Origin of the sequence: Xenorhabdus hominickii, assembly GCF_002632725.1 — a bacterium.
In the GTDB taxonomy this organism is placed as follows: Bacteria; Pseudomonadota; Gammaproteobacteria; order Enterobacterales; family Enterobacteriaceae; genus Xenorhabdus; species Xenorhabdus hominickii.
On record NZ_NJAI01000001.1, the window covers coordinates 399967 to 417852 of the forward strand.

Consider the following 17886-nt stretch of genomic DNA (forward strand, 5'->3'; position numbering starts at 1 on the left):
GGAAGAAGTGTTGTTTTTCCTGCAGCAGCACAAATTCAGGAAGGTTTAGGGGCGGTATCTTAGCTGCAGAGATTGGAGTTGTAAATAGAACACCCAAGTAACTTGTCAAAGCAGCAACAAAAAGCGAATTACCTACGACATTCTTAATCAAGATATCCTTTTGCCGGAGGATCTCAATAGCACAACCGCCTTCCAATTTTAGTGATCGGGGATAAATGAGGGTAGCTCGCTTAAACCAGGCAATTGCAGAAGTGGAAGGTGATAAAACAGTTGAAAATAACTTGTTGGAAGAATGATTTTATCTTGGCCAGAAACAGCATGGGAAGATTATTTAAAGCGTAATCAGCTATCTCCAGTGTGATTGCGCACTAAATAATCTCTCCCAACTACTCAAACTATCCCTTTTCAAACTATCCCTTTTTCCTGATAATCCGGCGGCGTTTATTGAATAAATCCGGTGATATCGTCTGCGATACACACTGCCATTCAATTTTATCAATATCGACGCCCTGCTTAGCGAAATAGTCTGCCAGCGCTGATTGGCATTGCTGGAGGATCGCCACATCGCAATCCCCTTCCAGTCTCAGCAGCAAATCGTTCTGTGTCAGCCGATAATCACTCGTCAGCGGCAAGGTATTGGCGATGATCCGCGAGCAAGGGTCAGCAAAAATACTTATATTTTCCCCATTATTATTTTCCCCACTATGTGCGGGCAAAATCAGCTGATCATCACTGCGTCCTTCGATACGTTCTATCGCTAATGCCGGATTGCCACATGCACATGGCGTTTTCTTCACAACCAAAATATCATCAAGCTGATAACGTACAATAGGCTGAGATTCCCGTGTAAAGTCAGTGATAATCGGGTTAAAGCGTGATTCATCGATCCATTTCGGTTCAATATGCAGAAATTCTTCATTAAGGTGCAGCGTTCCATGCGGGCAAGTACACGCCAAAAAACCTTCCGTTGCCTGATAGACCTCACCCACTTCCCTAAATACGCTCTTCAACAATTGCCTATCTTGCGGTTCCAACACTTCCGCCACTGAAACCACTTTAGTCGGCGATAATGACACTTCATCTTGTTGGATTTTCAATGCCAGTGCTCGCAACACTTGAGCAGGTGCAACAACAATAGTTGGCTTATATTCCTCCAGTGCTTGTACCTGTTGATTAAAGTCAGCAAACAAATCAAAAAAACGGAAGGATATCCAACGATTCTGTACACTATCGTAGAGGTTATTGCCCGCACGTAAAAACAGCGCAACCCGCTCACCATGAAATAAACCGTTTGGCAGCATTTTAGCCAGCATGATCCCCGACCAAACACTCCGCTCTTTAGGGCTGATAACAAAAATACCTCGCTGCCCTGATGTGCCCGAAGACAGCCCTACGCTGAATTTACCAACCATCGGCTTGAAGTCACGCGACTGTTCACTCAAACGTGCGCACTCCAGCAGTTCATCACGCTTGAGCCCCGCCGTATTCATCTGATCAAAGTTTTCCATCATGATGCTTTTGTTCATCAACGGAAATTCCGCCAACGGCAAATTGCCATAAGAAGAAAAATAAGGACTTTTTGTCAGAATATTACGTCTAAATGTCGCTAATTCCTTTAATTGATGCTGTTCAAGCTGCTGCCGATCAGAAAATTTCCACTGTTTTTTGGCGCGCCAATAATACCAAAGCGTTTTGAGCATCATTCCAAGTCCCCTTCATGACATAACTGAATAGGAATCTGCTTTTTGTCAATTTGATGCAGTTTATTCAACGTTTCATAATAAGCGTGGCTATCATCCATAATGATATTTGCCAGCCGAGCCGGCCCACGCAGCTCACGATAATTGCTTGGTGACCATGCGGCATCTCCCGCCAACAATATCCATCCCTGCTCGGTTAATACACAGAGGCCAAGATGCCCCGCTGCATGACCGGGCAAAGGGACGATAATTATCTGTTGATGGCTCCCAGGTACCGCGTAACCTTGACCTAATATCGCCAGTTCTTCTGGCAACGGACAGGTTTCAAACCCTTCATAAAAACTGACTCTGGATTCAAAATCTTCCGGGATTAACCCCGCCACAAATGCTCGTATAGCCGCCGCAATGCCTCGTAAATTTCGCGTTTGTTGCCAACCTTCCCCTGAACAGATAAATTTGGTCTGCGGAAAATCACGTAATCCAGCAATATGATCACCGTGAAAGTGAGAAATGATAATGCCTTCAATATCTCGAGGCTGAATGCCTTCTTCTTTCAGTTGCATCACCAGTGCATCTTTAGTGTCAAAATAAACTGGCGTGACAACGCGGTAAAACCGAATGACCCCGTTGCGGGTATGATCGTAAAAATGACTGGCATAGCCTGTATCAAGCAACCAACGTTTGTCATTGCACTCCAGTAGCCATGCACGAGCGGGAAAATTACACACCCGAAAACTGGCACCTTTCAGTGCCATACAGCCGGGATGAGTACAATATCCCACTTCAAAAACCCGTATTTTAACCATGTGAACCAGCCTGCTTATCGAGCTGTTTTAACCAGTTAGCCGTTAAATGAATACCTTCCTCCATGGTATAAACAGGTGAGTAACCCAATTCCTCTCGTGCCTTCGAGCTATCTAATGTCATAGAATAGTAAGCCGCCCCAATACCGTAACGGGTCAATAACGGCTCTTTTTGAGTGACTTTTGCAACGCCCTCTAACATCGCCGCAAGACCATACAAAAATGGATAAGGCAATGATTTGATCCGATAACCAAACTGCATCTCGTCAAATAGCAGCCCAAGTGTTTTCGCCAATGGCTGTGGTTGCTGATTGGTGATGTTATATATCGCGCCACTTTGTAACCCTTCACGATAAGTCGCCAATGACATGGCATGAACGACATTCATCACATAGGTAAGATCCAATATATTCTTCCCGCCCGCAGGCAAAGCCATGACTCCCTTGCTGGCTTTAACTTGTGCCATTAGCCGAGGCAACAGTACTCTGTCATGTGGGCCAAATAGCCCACGAGGACGCAAAATAATATATGCGGTTTCAGGATAGCGGTGAATAAGCTGGAGTATGCACTCTTCAGCCAAGAACTTTGTCCTCGCGTAATCATTGGCAAAACGCTGGCTACGCTGAGTTTCGGTAATGTTCTGTTGGTGAGAAAAATTAAAATACACGGCAGGTGTAGAGATATGGACAAACCGTTTAATACCACATGTTCCCGCCGCTTGTGCCAACATGTACGTCGCGGTCAAATTGATACGTTCGAATTCATCAGGATCTCCCCAAGGGGAGGATTTAGCGGCGCAATGCCAGACTGCATCACAATCTGACATCAGCTCTATCGCGTCATCTACCGTTAATGTTGCCAATTCAGCGCAGCGAAATTCGGCGCCCAGTTGCGTCAATACCTCCCCTGCCCGTTGATCGCGTCCAGTTGCCACAATCGTCTCCCCTTGCGACAGCAGGTAATCAACAGCATTACGTCCTAAACCACTTGTTGCTCCGGTTACAAGAATTTTCATGGTTTCAAAATCATCTCACTTAACGAAAGCCCTGCCGCCGTACCAAGCAACATCACATAATCACGACCATAAAAACGATCCGTAATAATAGCTTCATGTAGCGCAGTCGGGATCGACGCGGCGACCTGATTACCACGATAACGGTAGATATTCATAAATCGTTCATCACTGATATTCAGCCGTTTGCGGATATGTTCCAATGCCAGATGGCTGGCCTGATGGGGAATAACGATATCAATCTCTGGCATGGTCAGGTTGGCACTGGAAAGTACTCGTTCGGTAAACTCTTCAATCAATGAAGATGTCAACTTAAACAGCGCCTTACCCTGCATTTGGAACAGAAAATCGCTATCATCCATTCCCGCACGAGGATTCTTACGGGTTCCGCCAGCTCGGATCTCACATAACTCAAGACCTTCTGGATAAGTTTCTTGCTTATGGGTTACGATTCCGCTCTGTCCATTTCCCCTTTCAACGACCATACAAGCCGCCCCATCACCAAAGATCAGCGAGGATTCTTGATGTGACCAATCAATACCACGGGAAGCCATCTCCGCAGAAACAATCGCAATGCGTTTATACTGCTTAGTCGCTAACAATCCACCCGCAACGTGCAAAGCCGAAACAAAGCTGACACAGCTTGCATTAATATCAAAACAGGCAGTTCCGGCCTTTAACTGACTCTCTTTTAAAATATGGGCGGCGGAAAAAGGCAAAGCCTGAATGGCGATTGCCGAAGCTGAAATCAGCAGATCAATGGAATCCGGCAGGATCTGATGTGTTTGCAAAGTATTATGCAATGCTTCAGCCGCCAATTTAGCCTGAGAAGCGTTATTGTCAGAATGGTAACGATATTCAATTCCAGAACGCTTTTGTACAAAACCATTCGGTTTATTTAATTTTAAGTCTAAATCGGATGAATATACCTTATGCTCTGGCAAAGCCATGCCAGAAGCAATGATCTTTAATGGGATCACTTCATTTAAATTTTTCATTTTTCAATTAATTCCGTGTATTATTTTTTGATATACATGTATCTTTCAGAGTATGAATTAAATTCTGAGCATAGGGCTTAGAGCAATTTAGTATTTATCAGATAGTTGCTTAAACAGGAAGTGAATATTTATGGCACATCCCATTAGTAAAATAAAATATCTAACATACTCATATGAAAAATAAAACTTTTTGCTAAACCACCCTTTCTTAGCCATAAATTATTTTTAACAAAACAGAATTATTATGATATTTACTCATGAAATTTGTTATTTTGACATAAAACAAACAAGCTATAGATTTAAAAATAAACCAACTTTATTTAATCATTTAAAATAGTAAACTTTATTTTTATTTCGCATGTAAATCATTACAAGGTCAGAGAACCATCGAATATCAATGACGAACAGAGCGAGCTGAAATTACCTGTAATATTATCTGGCACAGAATGCCGATAACAATCGCCGTTAATATTCCTGCTGTGAGATCGATAAATAAATGCCGTCGCAATTGGATAATCGAGAAACCGATCAACACTCCCCACGTTAACCATAATAGCTTTCCAATTTTTTGTTTCGATTGCCAAAGCGCGTACACGGATAATGCAGTTAATGACGCATGCAGTGAGGGCAAGCAGTTTTGTGCCGAATCTATCGAGACTAAATGTTTGAGCAGGCGATCTGAGATCTTGTCTCCCGTGATAGACGGATAATCTAGCGTGGTAGGATAGAGCAAATAAATCAGACCAGAAAACAGCGCACATCCCTGCATCGCCAACATCAACCAACGAGCACGGGATAGCGGACAAAATAGATAAGCCAACGGTATCAACAAGAAAAAAGAGAGATAGAACCAAACACCACTGGAAGAAAATACAACCCATTCATCAACGACAGAAATCGGCAAGACCGTCGCTTGAGTATGAGAATTCGCTGTAAATTGGTAAATAATCCCCACCGTTCCCCAACCCAATAAACAACACAACAGGCGATATCCCAATCGGTCAACCATCAAGTTCATCCTTACCTCCTGAGCAAATAGCGACGTTAGCTACCAGCCCTCCATTCCAAACCATTTATCATGCCAGCCAAAAGAATACTCATGATGTTATAATTAAGTGGTTATCTCAGAATAAATAAGTTCTGAGTAGAGGGTCAGAATAGACGATCCTTTATTAGATAATTGAAAGAACAGAAAGAGATTATTTGTTAAATAGGAAAAAACTAAAGTAACATATGCAAATATATTTATGAAAAATTAATCGCTATTCAATATATTTCGAATTCCAACCCAGCACCTTGCCCTTCACCGCTTTTGCGAGCATGATCGCATATACCTTGATCCATTAATCAGACAACTTACATGCTTACAATCAAAGAGCTACAAATCGCAATTTCAAACCTTTCTGTATGGCGCAAGGGTGATCAACGTGCACCACATAAGCCGTTATTGCTACTGTATGTACTCTCGCAATATCAGAAAGGCCATGTGCGACTGTTTGATTATGGGAAAGAGATCGACCTGCCATTGCTGGAGTTACTCGACAATTTTGACCCAAGACGCAAAAGCCACTACCCCGTCTTACCATTCTGGCGCTTACGGGGCGATGGCTTTTGAGAGTTGCAGAATACCGAACTCTGTACACCACAAAAAGGCAGCAAACAACCGCCAAAACGTGAGCTGATTGAATTCAGTGTTAAAGGCGGTTTTGACCAACAAAGCTACCAGTTATTGCTCAGTAAGCCCGATTTAATCGATAAACTGGCACAACAAATTCTCAGTGAGCATTTCCCTGAAAGCGTACAGGAGAGGAGCTACTCGCCAATCAGTTAGATTTCTCGTTAAATGACATCCGCAAAAAGCGTGATCCCCATTTCCGTCAGCAAATATTGCGTGCCTATAACTACGAGTGTGCAATATGTGGCTACAATCTGCGGCATGACAGTACGCCTGTTGGGTTGGAAGCGGCGCATATTAAATGGAAACAATATGGCGGTCCCTGTACCGTTAATAACGGGCTGGCTCTGTGTTCACTCCATCATTCCGCATTTGATATGGGTTCAATCAGCATTGACAATAATATGAATTTGCTGGTTTCAGAAAGTATTAATGGTGGCCGGATGGTGAAGCAACTTTTTTGGAATTTTGCTCAACAGCCAATATTACTTCCCCAAAATAAAGACTATTATCCGTTAGAAGGTTTCATCGCCTGGCACCGTAATCAAGTCTTTAAAGAATAATCCACAAATAATTAAAAGGGGAACCTCAGCTCCCCTCAATAAGTTAACTGAATTTCAGATCATTGACCCGCTTTCAGTTTCTGGAAATACTCTTCGTACAGAATATTGGCATTACCGACATCATTTTGCCATTCCCCTTTCTGAATTACCGCTTCATCAGGGTAGAGCGATTTATCGCCTGAAACTGCCGCTGGCAGCAATTTTTTCGCTGCCAAATTCGGTGTCGGGTAGCCGATGGTTTCAGCAACTTGTGCCGCAATCTCAGGACGCAACAGAAAATTAATCAGCTTCATCGCGCCTTCAACATTTTTGGCATTGGCAGGAATAGCTAAGCTATCCATCCAGAAAATCCCGCCTTCTTTCGGCCAGATAATCTCAACTGGTGTGCCCGCCTGACGTGCTACATACGCGGAACCCGTCCACATCATGCCCACATCAACTTCACCTTCCATAAATGGATTAGCGGGATTATCAGAGTTGAATGCCAGTATGTTTGGCGTCAGTTTTATCAGCTCCTGATAAGCCGCTTCGATCTCTTTCGGATTGCTGGTATTGCCGGAATAACCCAGTTTCAGCAATGCCATTTGGAATACTTCGCGGGCATCATCCGTCAGCACTAGACTATTTTTGTACTCAGGCTTCCAAAAATCAGTCCAGGCGGTAATGGATTTGGGATCGATATTATCGCTGTTAACGCCAATGGTAGTCGCTCCCCAAATATAGGGGATAGAATATTCGTTTTTCGGGTCAAAAGATTTATGCAGCAAATTAGGATCAAGGTTTTTGAAATTGCTTAATTTGCTCGTGTCTATTTTTTGCAGCATCCCTTCTTTACTCATCTTTGAGACAAAGTAAGTGGATGGCACAACCAAGTCATAAGCGCCGTCTTTGTAGGTTTTCAGCTTGGTATACATGCTCTCATTGGATTCATAGGTGGAATAAATCACCTTAATCCCGGTTTCTTTGGTGAACTGGTTGAGCAAACCCGGTGGAACGTATTCAGTCCAATTGTAGAAATAGAGTGTTTTGCTATCATCAGCGGCGGCAGCATTCACCGAACCTATGCTTAATGCCATCATCCCAGCGGCTAATAGACAGAACCACTTTTTCATCTTGTTTTTCATGTTGTTTTTCATACAGTGTTTCCCCCGCAGTTAGTGCGTTCGTATCATATAGGTTCGGCGTGAACCTCTCCAAAAAAAGTGGCTATTATAAGAGCCGCATATTGTAGGGTAAAGCCACTTGTTATACTGAGTTGTACAATTATCTAGCTTTAATTGTACAACCCGATAAAGGTGAATTTATATCTGCACAACTGGCAGCCGAACTCAGGGAGCATTTCAAGCCGAAAATAATGTCTTAAAAAAAGCGCAGTCACAGGTTGACCACGCTTACATCAAAATTATATTTTACCCGTGCGATCACGCATAACAAATTGGCTAATCAATACCAAAATCAGCGACATAAGTAACAAAATTGTCGCCAATGCATTCACCTCCGGCGAAATGCCCACTTTTACCATGGAATAGATCTTAAGTGGCAGGATTTCATAGCTTGGCCCCGTCACGAATGAGGAAACAACCACATCATCCATCGACAAAGTAAAGCTCAGCAACCAGCCCGCCATCACCGCAGGCATCGCCAGTGGAAGGATGATTTTACGCAGGATAGTCAGTTCCCCCGCACCTAAATCACGCGCCGCTTCCAGCATTTTGACATCAAAGTCTTTCAGGCGGGAATAAACGGTCACCACCACAAACGGAAGGCAAAAAGTAATATGCGAAAACAGCAGCGACCAGAATCCCAATGAGACGCCAAGCAGCATGAACAGCACCAGCAATGAAATCGCCATCACAATATCCGGTGACATCATCACAACAAACAACATGCCGCCAACGAACTTTTTGCCACGGAATGAGTAACGATAGAGGGCAACCGCAGTCAGTGAACCAATCAGCGTGGCAAACGTGGCGGATGCCACCGCCATCGTCAGAGAGTGGCCGGCGGCTTGAAGCAGGCTGTCATTGGAGAGCAGCAAGCTGTACCACTCAGTGGTAAAACCCTGCCAGCGAATGCCAAAACGTGACTGGTTAAATGAGCTTACCAGCAGGATAATAATCGGGATATACAGGTAAGCATAAACGATGGTCATGAAGCCACCGCGCAACAGGCGTCCGATCATTCCAGCTCCACCTTCTTATTCAACAGCTTGGCAGCACGATAGTAAACCCACAACATCAGCCCCATCACCAGCGTCAGACAGATGCTGGTCGCTGCGCCAAACGGCCAATCGCGAATGTTGAGGAATTGGCTCTTAATCACGTTACCGATCAGCAGGTTTTTCGCTCCCCCCATCAAGTCAGCCACGTAAAATAGCCCCATCGCGGGCAACAGAACCAACAGGCAACCAGCAATAATACCCGGCATGGTCAATGGCACGATGATGCGGACAAACGTCTGCAATTTCCCTGCGCCCAAATCACGCGCAGCTTCAAGATAGGATTTATCCAGCTTCTCAATACTGGAATAGAGCGGCATCACCATAAACGGCAGCAGGATGTAAATCAGCCCCAACACCACCGCTTCGGGGGTGTACATGATACGCAGTGGTTTATCGATAATGCCTGTCCACAGCAGAAAATCATTCATGTAACCGCGTGTGCTGAGGAACATCTTCAAACCATAAATACGGATTAACGAGTTCGTCCAGAACGGTACAATTAGCAGGAACAGCATGAGCGGGCGCAGTTTCTTCGGCATACGAGCCAAGAAAAAAGCGAACGGATAACCAATCACCAAACAAAAAAACGTTGCCACCAACGCCATATTCAGCGAGTGCATTAGCACCTCGGCATACAGCGGATCGAACAATCGGGTGTAATTATCCAGCGAAAATACCATCTGTACCAAATTGGTATCATCACGGGTCAGAAAGCTGGTGCCGATAATCATCAGGTTAGGCAAAAAGACAAACAGCATCAGCCACGATACCATGCCCGTTATGACGATATTCTGGAATAGTTTACGCGTCTTCTTCATCGACCAGTACAACCTCCCAGCTTTCTACCCAAGTGACAGCAATCTTCTGATCTAGGGAATGGTCAACATCGGGATCGTCTTCGTTAAAGAACTCGCTCACCATGACCATTTTGCCATTTTCCATTTCGACCACGGAATCCAGCGTCATACCCTTGTAGTTACGCTCACGGACATAACCAATCAGACCCGATATCTGCTCGCCGTCGTTGATCTCTTCTACACGCAAATCTTCCGGGCGCAACAATACTTTCAGAGTTTGCCCAACAGTCACTGGCAGCTCAGTGAAAATATCACATTCATGACCTTCAACATCGGCGCGTATCCGCTGCTCATCAATACGATGCAACACTCTGGCATCAAAGATATTGATTTCACCGATAAAGCGTGCAACGAACAGGTTTTTCGGCTCTTCATAAATCTCACGCGGAGAACCATCCTGTTCAATACGTCCGTCACGCATAACCACGATACGGTCTGACATAACCAGAGCTTCTTCCTGATCATGCGTCACAAAGATGAAGGTAATGCCAAGTTTACGCTGGAGCGCTTTCAACTCATTCTGCATCTGTTTACGCAGCTTATAATCGAGCGCCGACAAAGATTCATCGAGTAGAAGAACCTTAGGTTTGTTTACAACCGCACGGGCAATTGCCACGCGCTGCTGCTGACCACCAGAAAGCTGCGCGGGTTTGCGCAAGGCAAACTCTTCAAGCTGAACCATGCGTAGTGCTTCTTCAACACGCGGAGCAATCTCTTTTTCCGGTGTTTTCTGCATTCGAAGCCCAAAGGCAACATTTTCAAATACGGTCATGTGGGGGAACAGAGCATAACTTTGGAAGACCGTATTAACATGACGGTGTTCGGCCGGAATATTGGTAATATCCTGCCCTTCCAGTAAAATTTTGCCGCTGTCCGCATCTTCAAGCCCGGCAATCAGACGGAGTACTGTGGTTTTACCACAACCGGATGGCCCTAGAATCGTCAGGAACTCGCCATCATTGATTGTCAGATCGAGCTGCGAAATTACTTGTTTACCGTCGAAGCCCTTACTCAAGGCTGTCAGTTCAACGAGTGGTATCAGAGAGGTATTCTCAGTCATTTATGCTATCATCTATCCCTTGGAATAATGCAGATAGAACCGCCACGGGAAAAGACTGTGTCAGCTAGCTGGAGGCATCATTTCTCCGCTGAAGCTCAAAGCCAGTGGCGCCGGTTGAAATTACGAAGCGCGCATAATAAACGCAGTAAGACCAAATTGAAAGCTGAAACAATAACAATATGTCATTTTTTATTATCATTTCATGAATAATAACGCTATACACTATCTCACAACCGCTAAAAATCCACTTCCATCATCATGAATGCCATACTCTTCCCCCTTCCAATAAATGCCAATATTCTTGCTCTTGTTATGGCACTCTTGCTCTCTTTTTATCTCAATAATTTTACCTCAGTAGCTTTGCCTCCATAACTGCCAGCAAAAACCAATATCTCTTTATCTGGATTGGAGCGATTAATTTCTTAGTATTATTTTTATTAACTTAATAACAAATTTTATAGTTAAACTGATTTTACTAAACTGAAAAAAATAAGATCAATATCACTCTTTAAGAAAATAATCTAAAACTACCTTTACTCCCTGAAACTTTGGCGATATACCCCTGCAATACAGATAATTAGCATTATCTACCGATGTTATTAAAACCAATAAATAGTGAGTAAATAGAAAGAATAACTATCTTCTTGGATCTCAAAAATTAGCATATTGGTATTAATGGTGCATAAACAGAGTAAAGTCGTTGGCTCTTAAGCCCAGCAAGCAACATAAATTTTTGATATATATTTTATTGCTCCTGTTTTGCTGTTTTGATAATTAATTCAACTTATTAACGTCTGTAATCAAATGTCTTGCGATTTTGTTGTTAAGGGATATATAAATTATTATGAGCATTCACCACATCCTTGTAGTCTATTACTGCTCCAAATAACCTATTATTTACTTTTGGTGGACTCAAATAATACGTCTACACCTGCTATGGATAGCTGTAATGCTTCAGCAATAATTTCACCAAGATATGCAGGATTAGCCATTTTCATCAGAACAACCCCACTCTACCGCACTTCTAACCAATTCCTCCGTAGCATCAATATACCTATCCATATTACCTTCCCTTTTTAGAATAATTGGTATTTCAGTACATCCCATAATAAATTTTTCAACCCCAGTATTTTTAAGTTGAACAATAACATTTCCCATTAACTGATACGCCCTTTCATCATCCCCACTTTTATAAGCCAAAATACTTTCCATAACAAATCCCTGTTGGAATTCATCAGGAATAACACACTTCACATTCTCTTTCTCTAATTTATTCTGATAAATCCCTGCCTTTATCGTCCCTGTTGTGGCAAGAATAGCAACGTTATTAATTCCTTCATTCACTATTTTATTACAGGTAATATCAATCATATTTAGGAAGTTCGTTTTAGTTGATGCTTTTAATTCTTCATACCAATAATGTGCAGTATTACAGGGCATAATAATACACTGAGCACCTGCGGCTTCCAGTATTCTCAATGCCGCCAGCATATGGTTTAACGGTGATTCCCCACCAGCAATAATACTTGTTGTTCTATCCGGTATATCAGGAAAAGAAACGGCAATAACAGGAATATGTTCCTGATCACTGTTTGCTGGTGTATTTTTAATTATCTTTTCCATTGCATCTACAGTTGCGGCCGGCCCCATACCGCCAAGAATGCCAATTATTTTTTTCATATGCCATCCCCATAAATAATCGTTATGATGGCATAATCATTACGGTTCGTAATTGCAATATTTCCATACCCTATGTTGAATTTGCATAAGCTGTTTTATTTATTGATATCAGCAAGCGTTATTTTATATGGTGGGTTTATGTTTAATAATATTGAGCTGAAGTGGTTATATGATGCGGTAACTTTGGAAGAGTTGCGAAGTTTTACTCTTTCGGCTGAGAGAAGAAATATATCTCAGTCCTCTTTCAGTCGGCGGATTCAGGCACTTGAAAATGCTGTCGGTTTTGAAATATTTAATCGTAACTCAAATCCATTACAACTTTCGTTACAAGGAAGGTGTTTTATTGTTTATATCAGAAATCTTTTAGGCGATATAGAACATCAAATTGGTAAAATAAAGGGAGGGGAAAAATCCAAATACCGAATTAATATTGCCGCTGCTCATTCACTTTCTATTTCTCTGTTACCTGAGTTAATTTATGGATTTGCAGAGAAGTCAGATAATGTTTTTCATATTGAATCCATCAATGTGGATGAAACAATCAATAATCTTAAAAATGGCAAAAGTGACTTTATTCTGTCTTTTTTTAATGAAGAGCTGATGACATCACCGTTTCTACATCATAAGGTGCTGGATGCTCGGTTATATCTCGTTTCCGGCTGTGGGCCTGATGGAAAGCCGTTATACCATCTGGAAAATGCCCCTTTGCCTTTGATTAAATACACCGATGAAAGTTATATAGGACGTAAGATTAATCAGTTACTGGAAAAAAATTTCAGGGATAAATTCAGCCATTTTTGTCTTTCATCCATGAGTGAACTGCTGAAACGTATGATTCTGGACGGTCACGGTGTCGGGTGGCTACCGGACTATTCCATTCGTGAGGAACTCAAAGAACAGAAATTGTGTCTGCTGGAGCCAGCGCAATCTGCAATAAAAATGGGGGTTTTCATTTATCGAACTCATTCCCGCCTTAACCCTTCTTCTGAGCGCTTTTGGTTGTATATGCAAAAACGGTGGGCAGCAGTCTGACCACCAAAGCGCTATTTAACCATCAAGTTAACTTGCTGTAATAAATTAAAAAACACAGCAAGTTAACTCATTTACCCAACTTTTTGACTGGCTATTTTATTTTGCTGCGGTTCTAATTCGGAGTTACTCTGTTTTTCTTCCATTTTTGCAATCACCGCCGTGGAGATGCTGTTACCGACTACATTGGTCGCAGTACGTCCCATATCAAGAAATTGGTCAATGGCTAAAATTAGCAAAATTCCCGCTTCAGGTAGGTTGAACATAGGAAGCGTTGCCGCAACAACCACGACAGAAGCACGCGCAACGCCAGCCATGCCTTTGCTTGTGATCATCAGCGTCAACATGATCATGATTTGTTCTGCGACACTCAGGTCAATGTTGTAGGCCTGTGCAATGAAGAGCACCGCAAAGGATTGGTACATCATTGATCCATCAAGGTTAAAGGAATAACCCAAAGGTAAAACGAAGCTGGAAATTTTCTTCGGGACGCCAAAGCGATCCAGTGCGTTCATAGTTTTGGGATAAGCGGACTCGCTGCTAGCGGTCGCAAAGGCCAATGTTACGGGTTCCCGGATAAGTTTCATCAGTGAAAACATACTCTTACCGAGGAAAAGAAATCCGACGGCTGACAACACAGCCCAAAGTAAAAACAGGCCAAGATAGAAGAGGCCAATAAGTTTGCCGTAATCATAAAGCAACCCGAGTCCTTGTACAGTTACAGCGGAGGCAATGGCCGCAAACACCGCAATCGGTGCAAATGACATCACATAGTCTGTAATACGGAACATGATGTGTCCAAGATCTTCAATCATGGTCACGATTGGGCTTTTTTTCTGGCTTTTATGACAAACGTAGGAAAGCGCCACGCCAAAAAAGATCGAAAAAATCAGGATCTGCAAGATCTCATTGTTCGCCATCGCAGCGGCGAAGCTACTGGGAAATATATGGCTGATAAAGTTTTTCAGGGAGAAACCGCCGGTGTTGAGGCCAGTATCCACATTTTCCTGCTGCGGAATGACGGCATTGAGACCCACTCCCGGCTGAAATATATTGGCCATCAGCATACCAATGCCAATTGAAACTAAGCCTGCGATAATAAACCATACCATCGCCCTGATAGTAATCCGCCCGACAGAAGACGAACCGCCGATTGACATAAGCCCAGCGACAATCGTGGCAAAGATCAGTGGCGCGATAATCATTTTTATCAGACGCAGGAATACGTCGGTAATGATGTTGATATAGGAAGCGACTTCTTTTGTCTGATTGGCATCAAGATAATGATGAAAACCCCAACCGGTAATAATCCCCAGTAGAATGGCGATGATGATTTGCTGCATGAGTCTTTGCCTGTTCATAGTGACCTCTTGTTTTGCTTAAAAATATTGAAGCTTATTTTTTTATATTTTCAAATTTTCACTTGAACGAATATTTACATTTTTTTAACTTTCGATAAATGCAAATAAAAGATGTGGCATGCAGAATATGAATTACCCTATTGAGGTAATAATTAATATTACAAATCATGTGGTGAGAATAAATATAAATAATTAACAGGAAACGTAAAGCTTCTTGTTAAAACATTTTTTATGGTTAACGCCCCTGCTCTAATAGCTGCCTGCTTGACGATCATTGTTTTTAGGTATTAAATTAACTGTAATTATCAGGAAAAATTTTATCGCTTAGTTTTAATTTAGGAATATAATAGTATGCGATGTAAAAAGCTATTTTATAAATGTAATTTATCCATATTCTACCATAAATGGAGAAAAATCTTCATAAAAATTTTTATTAAATCCCGTCATACTGACTTATTTATTGAATTCGTTGCTGCGAAATATCCAGTACATAACAAATCAAGTTATTCATATTCAATAAGACGGGACTGATTTTCAAAAATTTATCATAGGCGATAAGTTAAGAAGTTCCCCCAAGAAAGATTTGAATCTGGCTAAAGAACGCATGAAAGAGATAAAAAATGAACAGATTACACGCCCTTAAAACTAAGGCACTACAAAACTTCGGTTACAAGTATGTAAAGCAGGCTTCCCTTGCTATTATTGCAGGGATTGCCGGAAAACCTTTCAACTTAACTACCGTTACAATGGTCATAAACCTGACATAAAAGAGAAAATTGTTGATACGGCAATGAATGGCTCTGGTGTGAGAGACACTGGCCATGTTTTAGGTATCGGTATCAATACGGTAATGCACGCTTTAAAAAATTCTCGCCAAAACAAGTAACAGCGAGACAGATTGTTTACGAAGATGTCACTCTTATCTGTGAATGGGATGAACAAGGGTCTTTTGTCGGTAACAAAAAACAACGTCATTGGATTTGGTATGTGTTTGATATAAAAAGAAAATAGGTAATAGTCCATGTATTCGATCCGCGAACCGATGCAACTTACCGCAAATTGCCCGATTTACTGACCCTTTTAGCATTCGTTTCATAACAACCGATGACTGGGGGAGTTACACCAGAGACGTTGAGCCTGAAAAACATTTAGTGGGAAAAATTTTTACCCAACGCATCGAGCGGCATAACCTCAATCTGCGCATTCATATTAAACGATAAGCAAGAAAAACAATTTGTTACTCACGTTTGATAGAAATCCACGAAAAGCTGATTGGCGCCTATATTGAAAAACATCATCACAAAAATTAGTGTAACTACGATCACACTTATCAATTATTCTTTTCTATTTGCAAAATAAATCCCTTTACTGGTTCAGTCTAAAACTTCATCCTGCACCATAGAATAAAATCATCCAATATAGATAAAACTACATACTCGAATCACTAATATCACAAAGAGTGGCAAGATAATTTTCAGGAGAAAATAACATGCATAAGACGGCTGATATCTTAAAAAGTAAAAATTATGTTGAATCAATAACCAATATAAAGCCAACAATAGGCATTATTTTAGGCTCAGGTTTAGGATCGTTCGCAGATATTCTTGAAGATGCAGTACATATCCCTTATATCAGCATTCCCCACTTTGCAAAATCAGAAGCCGTTGGTCATTCCAATGAATTAGTTATTGGCTCTATTGGCGGAAAAAATGTTGTTGCCATGAAAGGCCGTTTTCACTACTACGAGGGCTTTACGCTTGATCAAGTAACATTTCCTGTCCGGTTAATGAAAGCATTAGGTGTGGAAAAACTTATCATCACGAATGCCTGTGGTGCTGTGAATACAAGTTTCAGCCCAGGTGATTTAATGCTTATCACCGATCATATTAACTTAACCGCGAACAATCCATTGATTGGGCCAAATAATCCAGATCTTGGGGTACGCTTTCTTGATGTCAGCGAAGTGTATAACAAGACATTACGAAATATTGTTATTGATGTGGCGAAAGAGCAAAACATAACGCTACGCCAGGGCGTTTACGCTTGGTGGACAGGGCCAACATATGAAACTCCTGCCGAGATCCGCATGATTAGGATACTTGGTGCTGATGCAGTTGGAATGTCAACGGTGCCAGAAGCAATTATTGCAAGACATGCAGGGATTGAAACTGTTGGTATTTCCTGCTTAACCAATATGGCATGTGGTATTTTGGATCAGCCACTTAGCCATGAAGAGGTTATTGAAACGGCTGAGAAGGTGAAGGAAGTATTTCTTAGGTTGGTTACGGAGATTATTACTCGCTTTTAGTTTTTAATCAGGAATAGATAAAAATTGCCATGTTACTGTTAAGTGATAAGATTAAGGTATTTTCATTTTCATCATTTTTTATATGTAATTATGGCATTTAATGTACTTTTCCATTGATAATTAAATACTATAATATTATGAATGTTAACAAAAAACCCTTTAAATTTATCACATTTAAATAAATATTTACTTAAGTATTTAAGTCTTTATTTAATATAAAAATTCATTGGCATAGCTATTATCTAGATCACGTTATAAAAAATAGAAAATATACGGGAATACTTTGCTGTAACATAATATTTCACATGGATATTTAGCAAAAATATGGTTTATTCCTTCTTGAAATATAGATATTTTTAAATACCCATAAAAATAAAAATTGTCGAATGATAGGTCATGTATTAAATAGTTAGATTGAATATCAAAAATAGTACTCACGCTCAATAAAAGTTCCTATCACCTTATCGTGCATTTCTTCGGATTTTGAATAACTGATAGTTTTTCTATTCAGTCTTTTTATTCGAGTACGCTGAGTTAAATTCGTTCTCTCTATACGCTGAGTAAACGTCTTTCCAGTCAGGTGATCTTCCTCGGGAAGGTTATCATAAACAACATAATC

At 41.5% G+C, this 17886-nt stretch carries 16 protein-coding genes and 2 pseudogenes; 6 read left to right on the top strand and 12 right to left on the bottom strand.

What is annotated here, in order from left to right:
- Positions 1 to 410: 410 nt before the first annotated feature.
- The 5 genes from Xhom_RS01655 to Xhom_RS01675 all read right to left on the bottom strand — a co-directional run bounded on the left by Xhom_RS01655 (position 411) and on the right by Xhom_RS01675 (position 5531).
- Complete coding sequence (locus tag Xhom_RS01655) at positions 411 to 1703, bottom strand: F390 synthetase-related protein (protein ID WP_069317132.1); 1293 nt, start codon at positions 1701 to 1703, stop codon at positions 411 to 413.
- On the bottom strand, positions 1700 to 2506 hold the full coding sequence (locus Xhom_RS01660) for an MBL fold metallo-hydrolase (protein WP_069317133.1): 807 nt from the start codon (positions 2504 to 2506) through the stop codon (positions 1700 to 1702). Before Xhom_RS01660 ends, Xhom_RS01655 begins: the two co-directional genes overlap by 4 nt.
- On the bottom strand, positions 2499 to 3518 hold the full coding sequence (locus Xhom_RS01665; RefSeq protein WP_069317134.1) for an NAD-dependent epimerase/dehydratase family protein: 1020 nt from the start codon (positions 3516 to 3518) through the stop codon (positions 2499 to 2501). The genes Xhom_RS01660 and Xhom_RS01665 overlap by 8 nt, the downstream gene beginning before the upstream one ends.
- A complete protein-coding gene (locus Xhom_RS01670) occupies positions 3515 to 4513 on the bottom strand; it encodes a 3-oxoacyl-[acyl-carrier-protein] synthase III C-terminal domain-containing protein (RefSeq protein ID WP_069317135.1) in 999 nt (332 codons plus the stop codon). The genes Xhom_RS01665 and Xhom_RS01670 overlap by 4 nt, the downstream gene beginning before the upstream one ends.
- A gap of 394 nt (positions 4514 to 4907) precedes the next feature.
- Positions 4908 to 5531 (bottom strand): phosphatase PAP2 family protein, encoded by a 624-nt coding sequence (locus Xhom_RS01675; protein WP_084023167.1) that lies wholly within the window; start codon positions 5529 to 5531, stop codon positions 4908 to 4910.
- Positions 5532 to 5873: 342 nt separating this feature from the next.
- Between Xhom_RS01675 and Xhom_RS01680 the strand changes: the two are divergent.
- Positions 5874 to 6751: pseudogene (locus tag Xhom_RS01680) on the top strand (phosphorothioated DNA-binding restriction endonuclease).
- 59 nt (positions 6752 to 6810) lie between these two features.
- On the opposite strand, the gene potD reads toward Xhom_RS01680, so the two are convergent.
- The 5 genes from potD to cuyB all read right to left on the bottom strand — a co-directional run bounded on the left by potD (position 6811) and on the right by cuyB (position 12569).
- A complete protein-coding gene (gene potD / locus Xhom_RS01685) occupies positions 6811 to 7863 on the bottom strand; it encodes a spermidine/putrescine ABC transporter substrate-binding protein PotD (RefSeq protein WP_069318498.1) in 1053 nt (350 codons plus the stop codon).
- A 290-nt stretch (positions 7864 to 8153) separates the two neighbouring features.
- On the bottom strand, positions 8154 to 8933 hold the full coding sequence (potC, locus tag Xhom_RS01695; protein ID WP_069317136.1) for a spermidine/putrescine ABC transporter permease PotC: 780 nt from the start codon (positions 8931 to 8933) through the stop codon (positions 8154 to 8156).
- The gene (potB, locus tag Xhom_RS01700) at positions 8930 to 9790 is read right to left on the bottom strand and encodes a spermidine/putrescine ABC transporter permease PotB (protein WP_069317137.1); all 861 of its coding nucleotides are present in this window, start codon (positions 9788 to 9790) and stop codon (positions 8930 to 8932) included. The genes potC and potB overlap by 4 nt, the downstream gene beginning before the upstream one ends.
- Positions 9774 to 10889: a spermidine/putrescine ABC transporter ATP-binding protein PotA gene (gene potA, locus Xhom_RS01705; RefSeq protein ID WP_069317138.1), complete on the bottom strand. Its 1116-nt coding sequence runs from the start codon at positions 10887 to 10889 to the stop codon at positions 9774 to 9776. The genes potB and potA overlap by 17 nt, the downstream gene beginning before the upstream one ends.
- A 984-nt stretch (positions 10890 to 11873) precedes the next feature.
- On the bottom strand, positions 11874 to 12569 hold the full coding sequence (gene cuyB, locus Xhom_RS01710; RefSeq protein ID WP_069317139.1) for a cysteate racemase: 696 nt from the start codon (positions 12567 to 12569) through the stop codon (positions 11874 to 11876).
- A gap of 138 nt (positions 12570 to 12707) precedes the next feature.
- On the opposite strand from cuyB, the gene Xhom_RS01715 reads away from it, so the two are divergent.
- Positions 12708 to 13601: a LysR substrate-binding domain-containing protein gene (locus Xhom_RS01715; protein WP_069317140.1), complete on the top strand. Its 894-nt coding sequence runs from the start codon at positions 12708 to 12710 to the stop codon at positions 13599 to 13601.
- Positions 13602 to 13672: 71 nt separating this feature from the next.
- Here Xhom_RS01715 and Xhom_RS01720 read toward each other — a convergent pair whose 3' ends face one another.
- The gene (locus tag Xhom_RS01720) at positions 13673 to 14959 is read right to left on the bottom strand and encodes a dicarboxylate/amino acid:cation symporter (RefSeq protein WP_069317141.1); all 1287 of its coding nucleotides are present in this window, start codon (positions 14957 to 14959) and stop codon (positions 13673 to 13675) included.
- Positions 14960 to 15749: 790 nt separating this feature from the next.
- Here Xhom_RS01720 and Xhom_RS45600 point away from each other — a divergent pair.
- From Xhom_RS45600 to Xhom_RS01745, 4 genes and pseudogenes are all read left to right on the top strand, one after another.
- Positions 15750 to 15845 (top strand): IS1-like element transposase, encoded by a 96-nt coding sequence (locus tag Xhom_RS45600; protein ID WP_418384633.1) that lies wholly within the window; start codon positions 15750 to 15752, stop codon positions 15843 to 15845.
- A gap of 35 nt (positions 15846 to 15880) precedes the next feature.
- Positions 15881 to 15970: an IS1 family transposase gene (locus tag Xhom_RS45605; RefSeq protein WP_418384935.1), complete on the top strand. Its 90-nt coding sequence runs from the start codon at positions 15881 to 15883 to the stop codon at positions 15968 to 15970.
- An 83-nt stretch (positions 15971 to 16053) separates the two neighbouring features.
- Positions 16054 to 16269, top strand: a pseudogene (locus Xhom_RS45610) (IS1 family transposase).
- Between the two features lie 179 nt (positions 16270 to 16448).
- Complete coding sequence (locus Xhom_RS01745) at positions 16449 to 17267, top strand: purine-nucleoside phosphorylase (RefSeq protein WP_069317142.1); 819 nt, start codon at positions 16449 to 16451, stop codon at positions 17265 to 17267.
- A gap of 421 nt (positions 17268 to 17688) precedes the next feature.
- Here Xhom_RS01745 and Xhom_RS01750 read toward each other — a convergent pair.
- Positions 17689 to 17886 (bottom strand): IS1 family transposase (locus tag Xhom_RS01750; protein WP_244590771.1); only part of this gene is annotated, 198 nt, incomplete at its 5' end.

Excerpts from the sequence above, each read along its gene's own strand:
- Xhom_RS01655 (WP_069317132.1), bottom strand. The coding sequence starts at position 1,703 with ATGATGCTCAAAACGCTTTGGTATTATTGGCGCGCCAAAAAACAGTGG.
- Xhom_RS01660 (WP_069317133.1), bottom strand. The coding sequence starts at position 2,506 with ATGGTTAAAATACGGGTTTTTGAAGTGGGATATTGTACTCATCCCGGC.
- Xhom_RS01665 (WP_069317134.1), bottom strand. The coding sequence starts at position 3,518 with ATGAAAATTCTTGTAACCGGAGCAACAAGTGGTTTAGGACGTAATGCT.
- Xhom_RS01670 (WP_069317135.1), bottom strand. The coding sequence starts at position 4,513 with ATGAAAAATTTAAATGAAGTGATCCCATTAAAGATCATTGCTTCTGGC.
- Xhom_RS01675 (WP_084023167.1), bottom strand. The coding sequence starts at position 5,531 with ATGAACTTGATGGTTGACCGATTGGGATATCGCCTGTTGTGTTGTTTA.
- potD (WP_069318498.1), bottom strand. The coding sequence starts at position 7,863 with ATGAAAAAGTGGTTCTGTCTATTAGCCGCTGGGATGATGGCATTAAGC.
- potC (WP_069317136.1), bottom strand. The coding sequence starts at position 8,933 with ATGATCGGACGCCTGTTGCGCGGTGGCTTCATGACCATCGTTTATGCT.
- potB (WP_069317137.1), bottom strand. The coding sequence starts at position 9,790 with ATGAAGAAGACGCGTAAACTATTCCAGAATATCGTCATAACGGGCATG.
- potA (WP_069317138.1), bottom strand. The coding sequence starts at position 10,889 with ATGACTGAGAATACCTCTCTGATACCACTCGTTGAACTGACAGCCTTG.
- cuyB (WP_069317139.1), bottom strand. The coding sequence starts at position 12,569 with ATGAAAAAAATAATTGGCATTCTTGGCGGTATGGGGCCGGCCGCAACT.
- Xhom_RS01715 (WP_069317140.1), top strand. The coding sequence starts at position 12,708 with ATGTTTAATAATATTGAGCTGAAGTGGTTATATGATGCGGTAACTTTG.
- Xhom_RS01720 (WP_069317141.1), bottom strand. The coding sequence starts at position 14,959 with ATGAACAGGCAAAGACTCATGCAGCAAATCATCATCGCCATTCTACTG.
- Xhom_RS45600 (WP_418384633.1), top strand. The coding sequence starts at position 15,750 with ATGAATGGCTCTGGTGTGAGAGACACTGGCCATGTTTTAGGTATCGGT.
- Xhom_RS01745 (WP_069317142.1), top strand. The coding sequence starts at position 16,449 with ATGCATAAGACGGCTGATATCTTAAAAAGTAAAAATTATGTTGAATCA.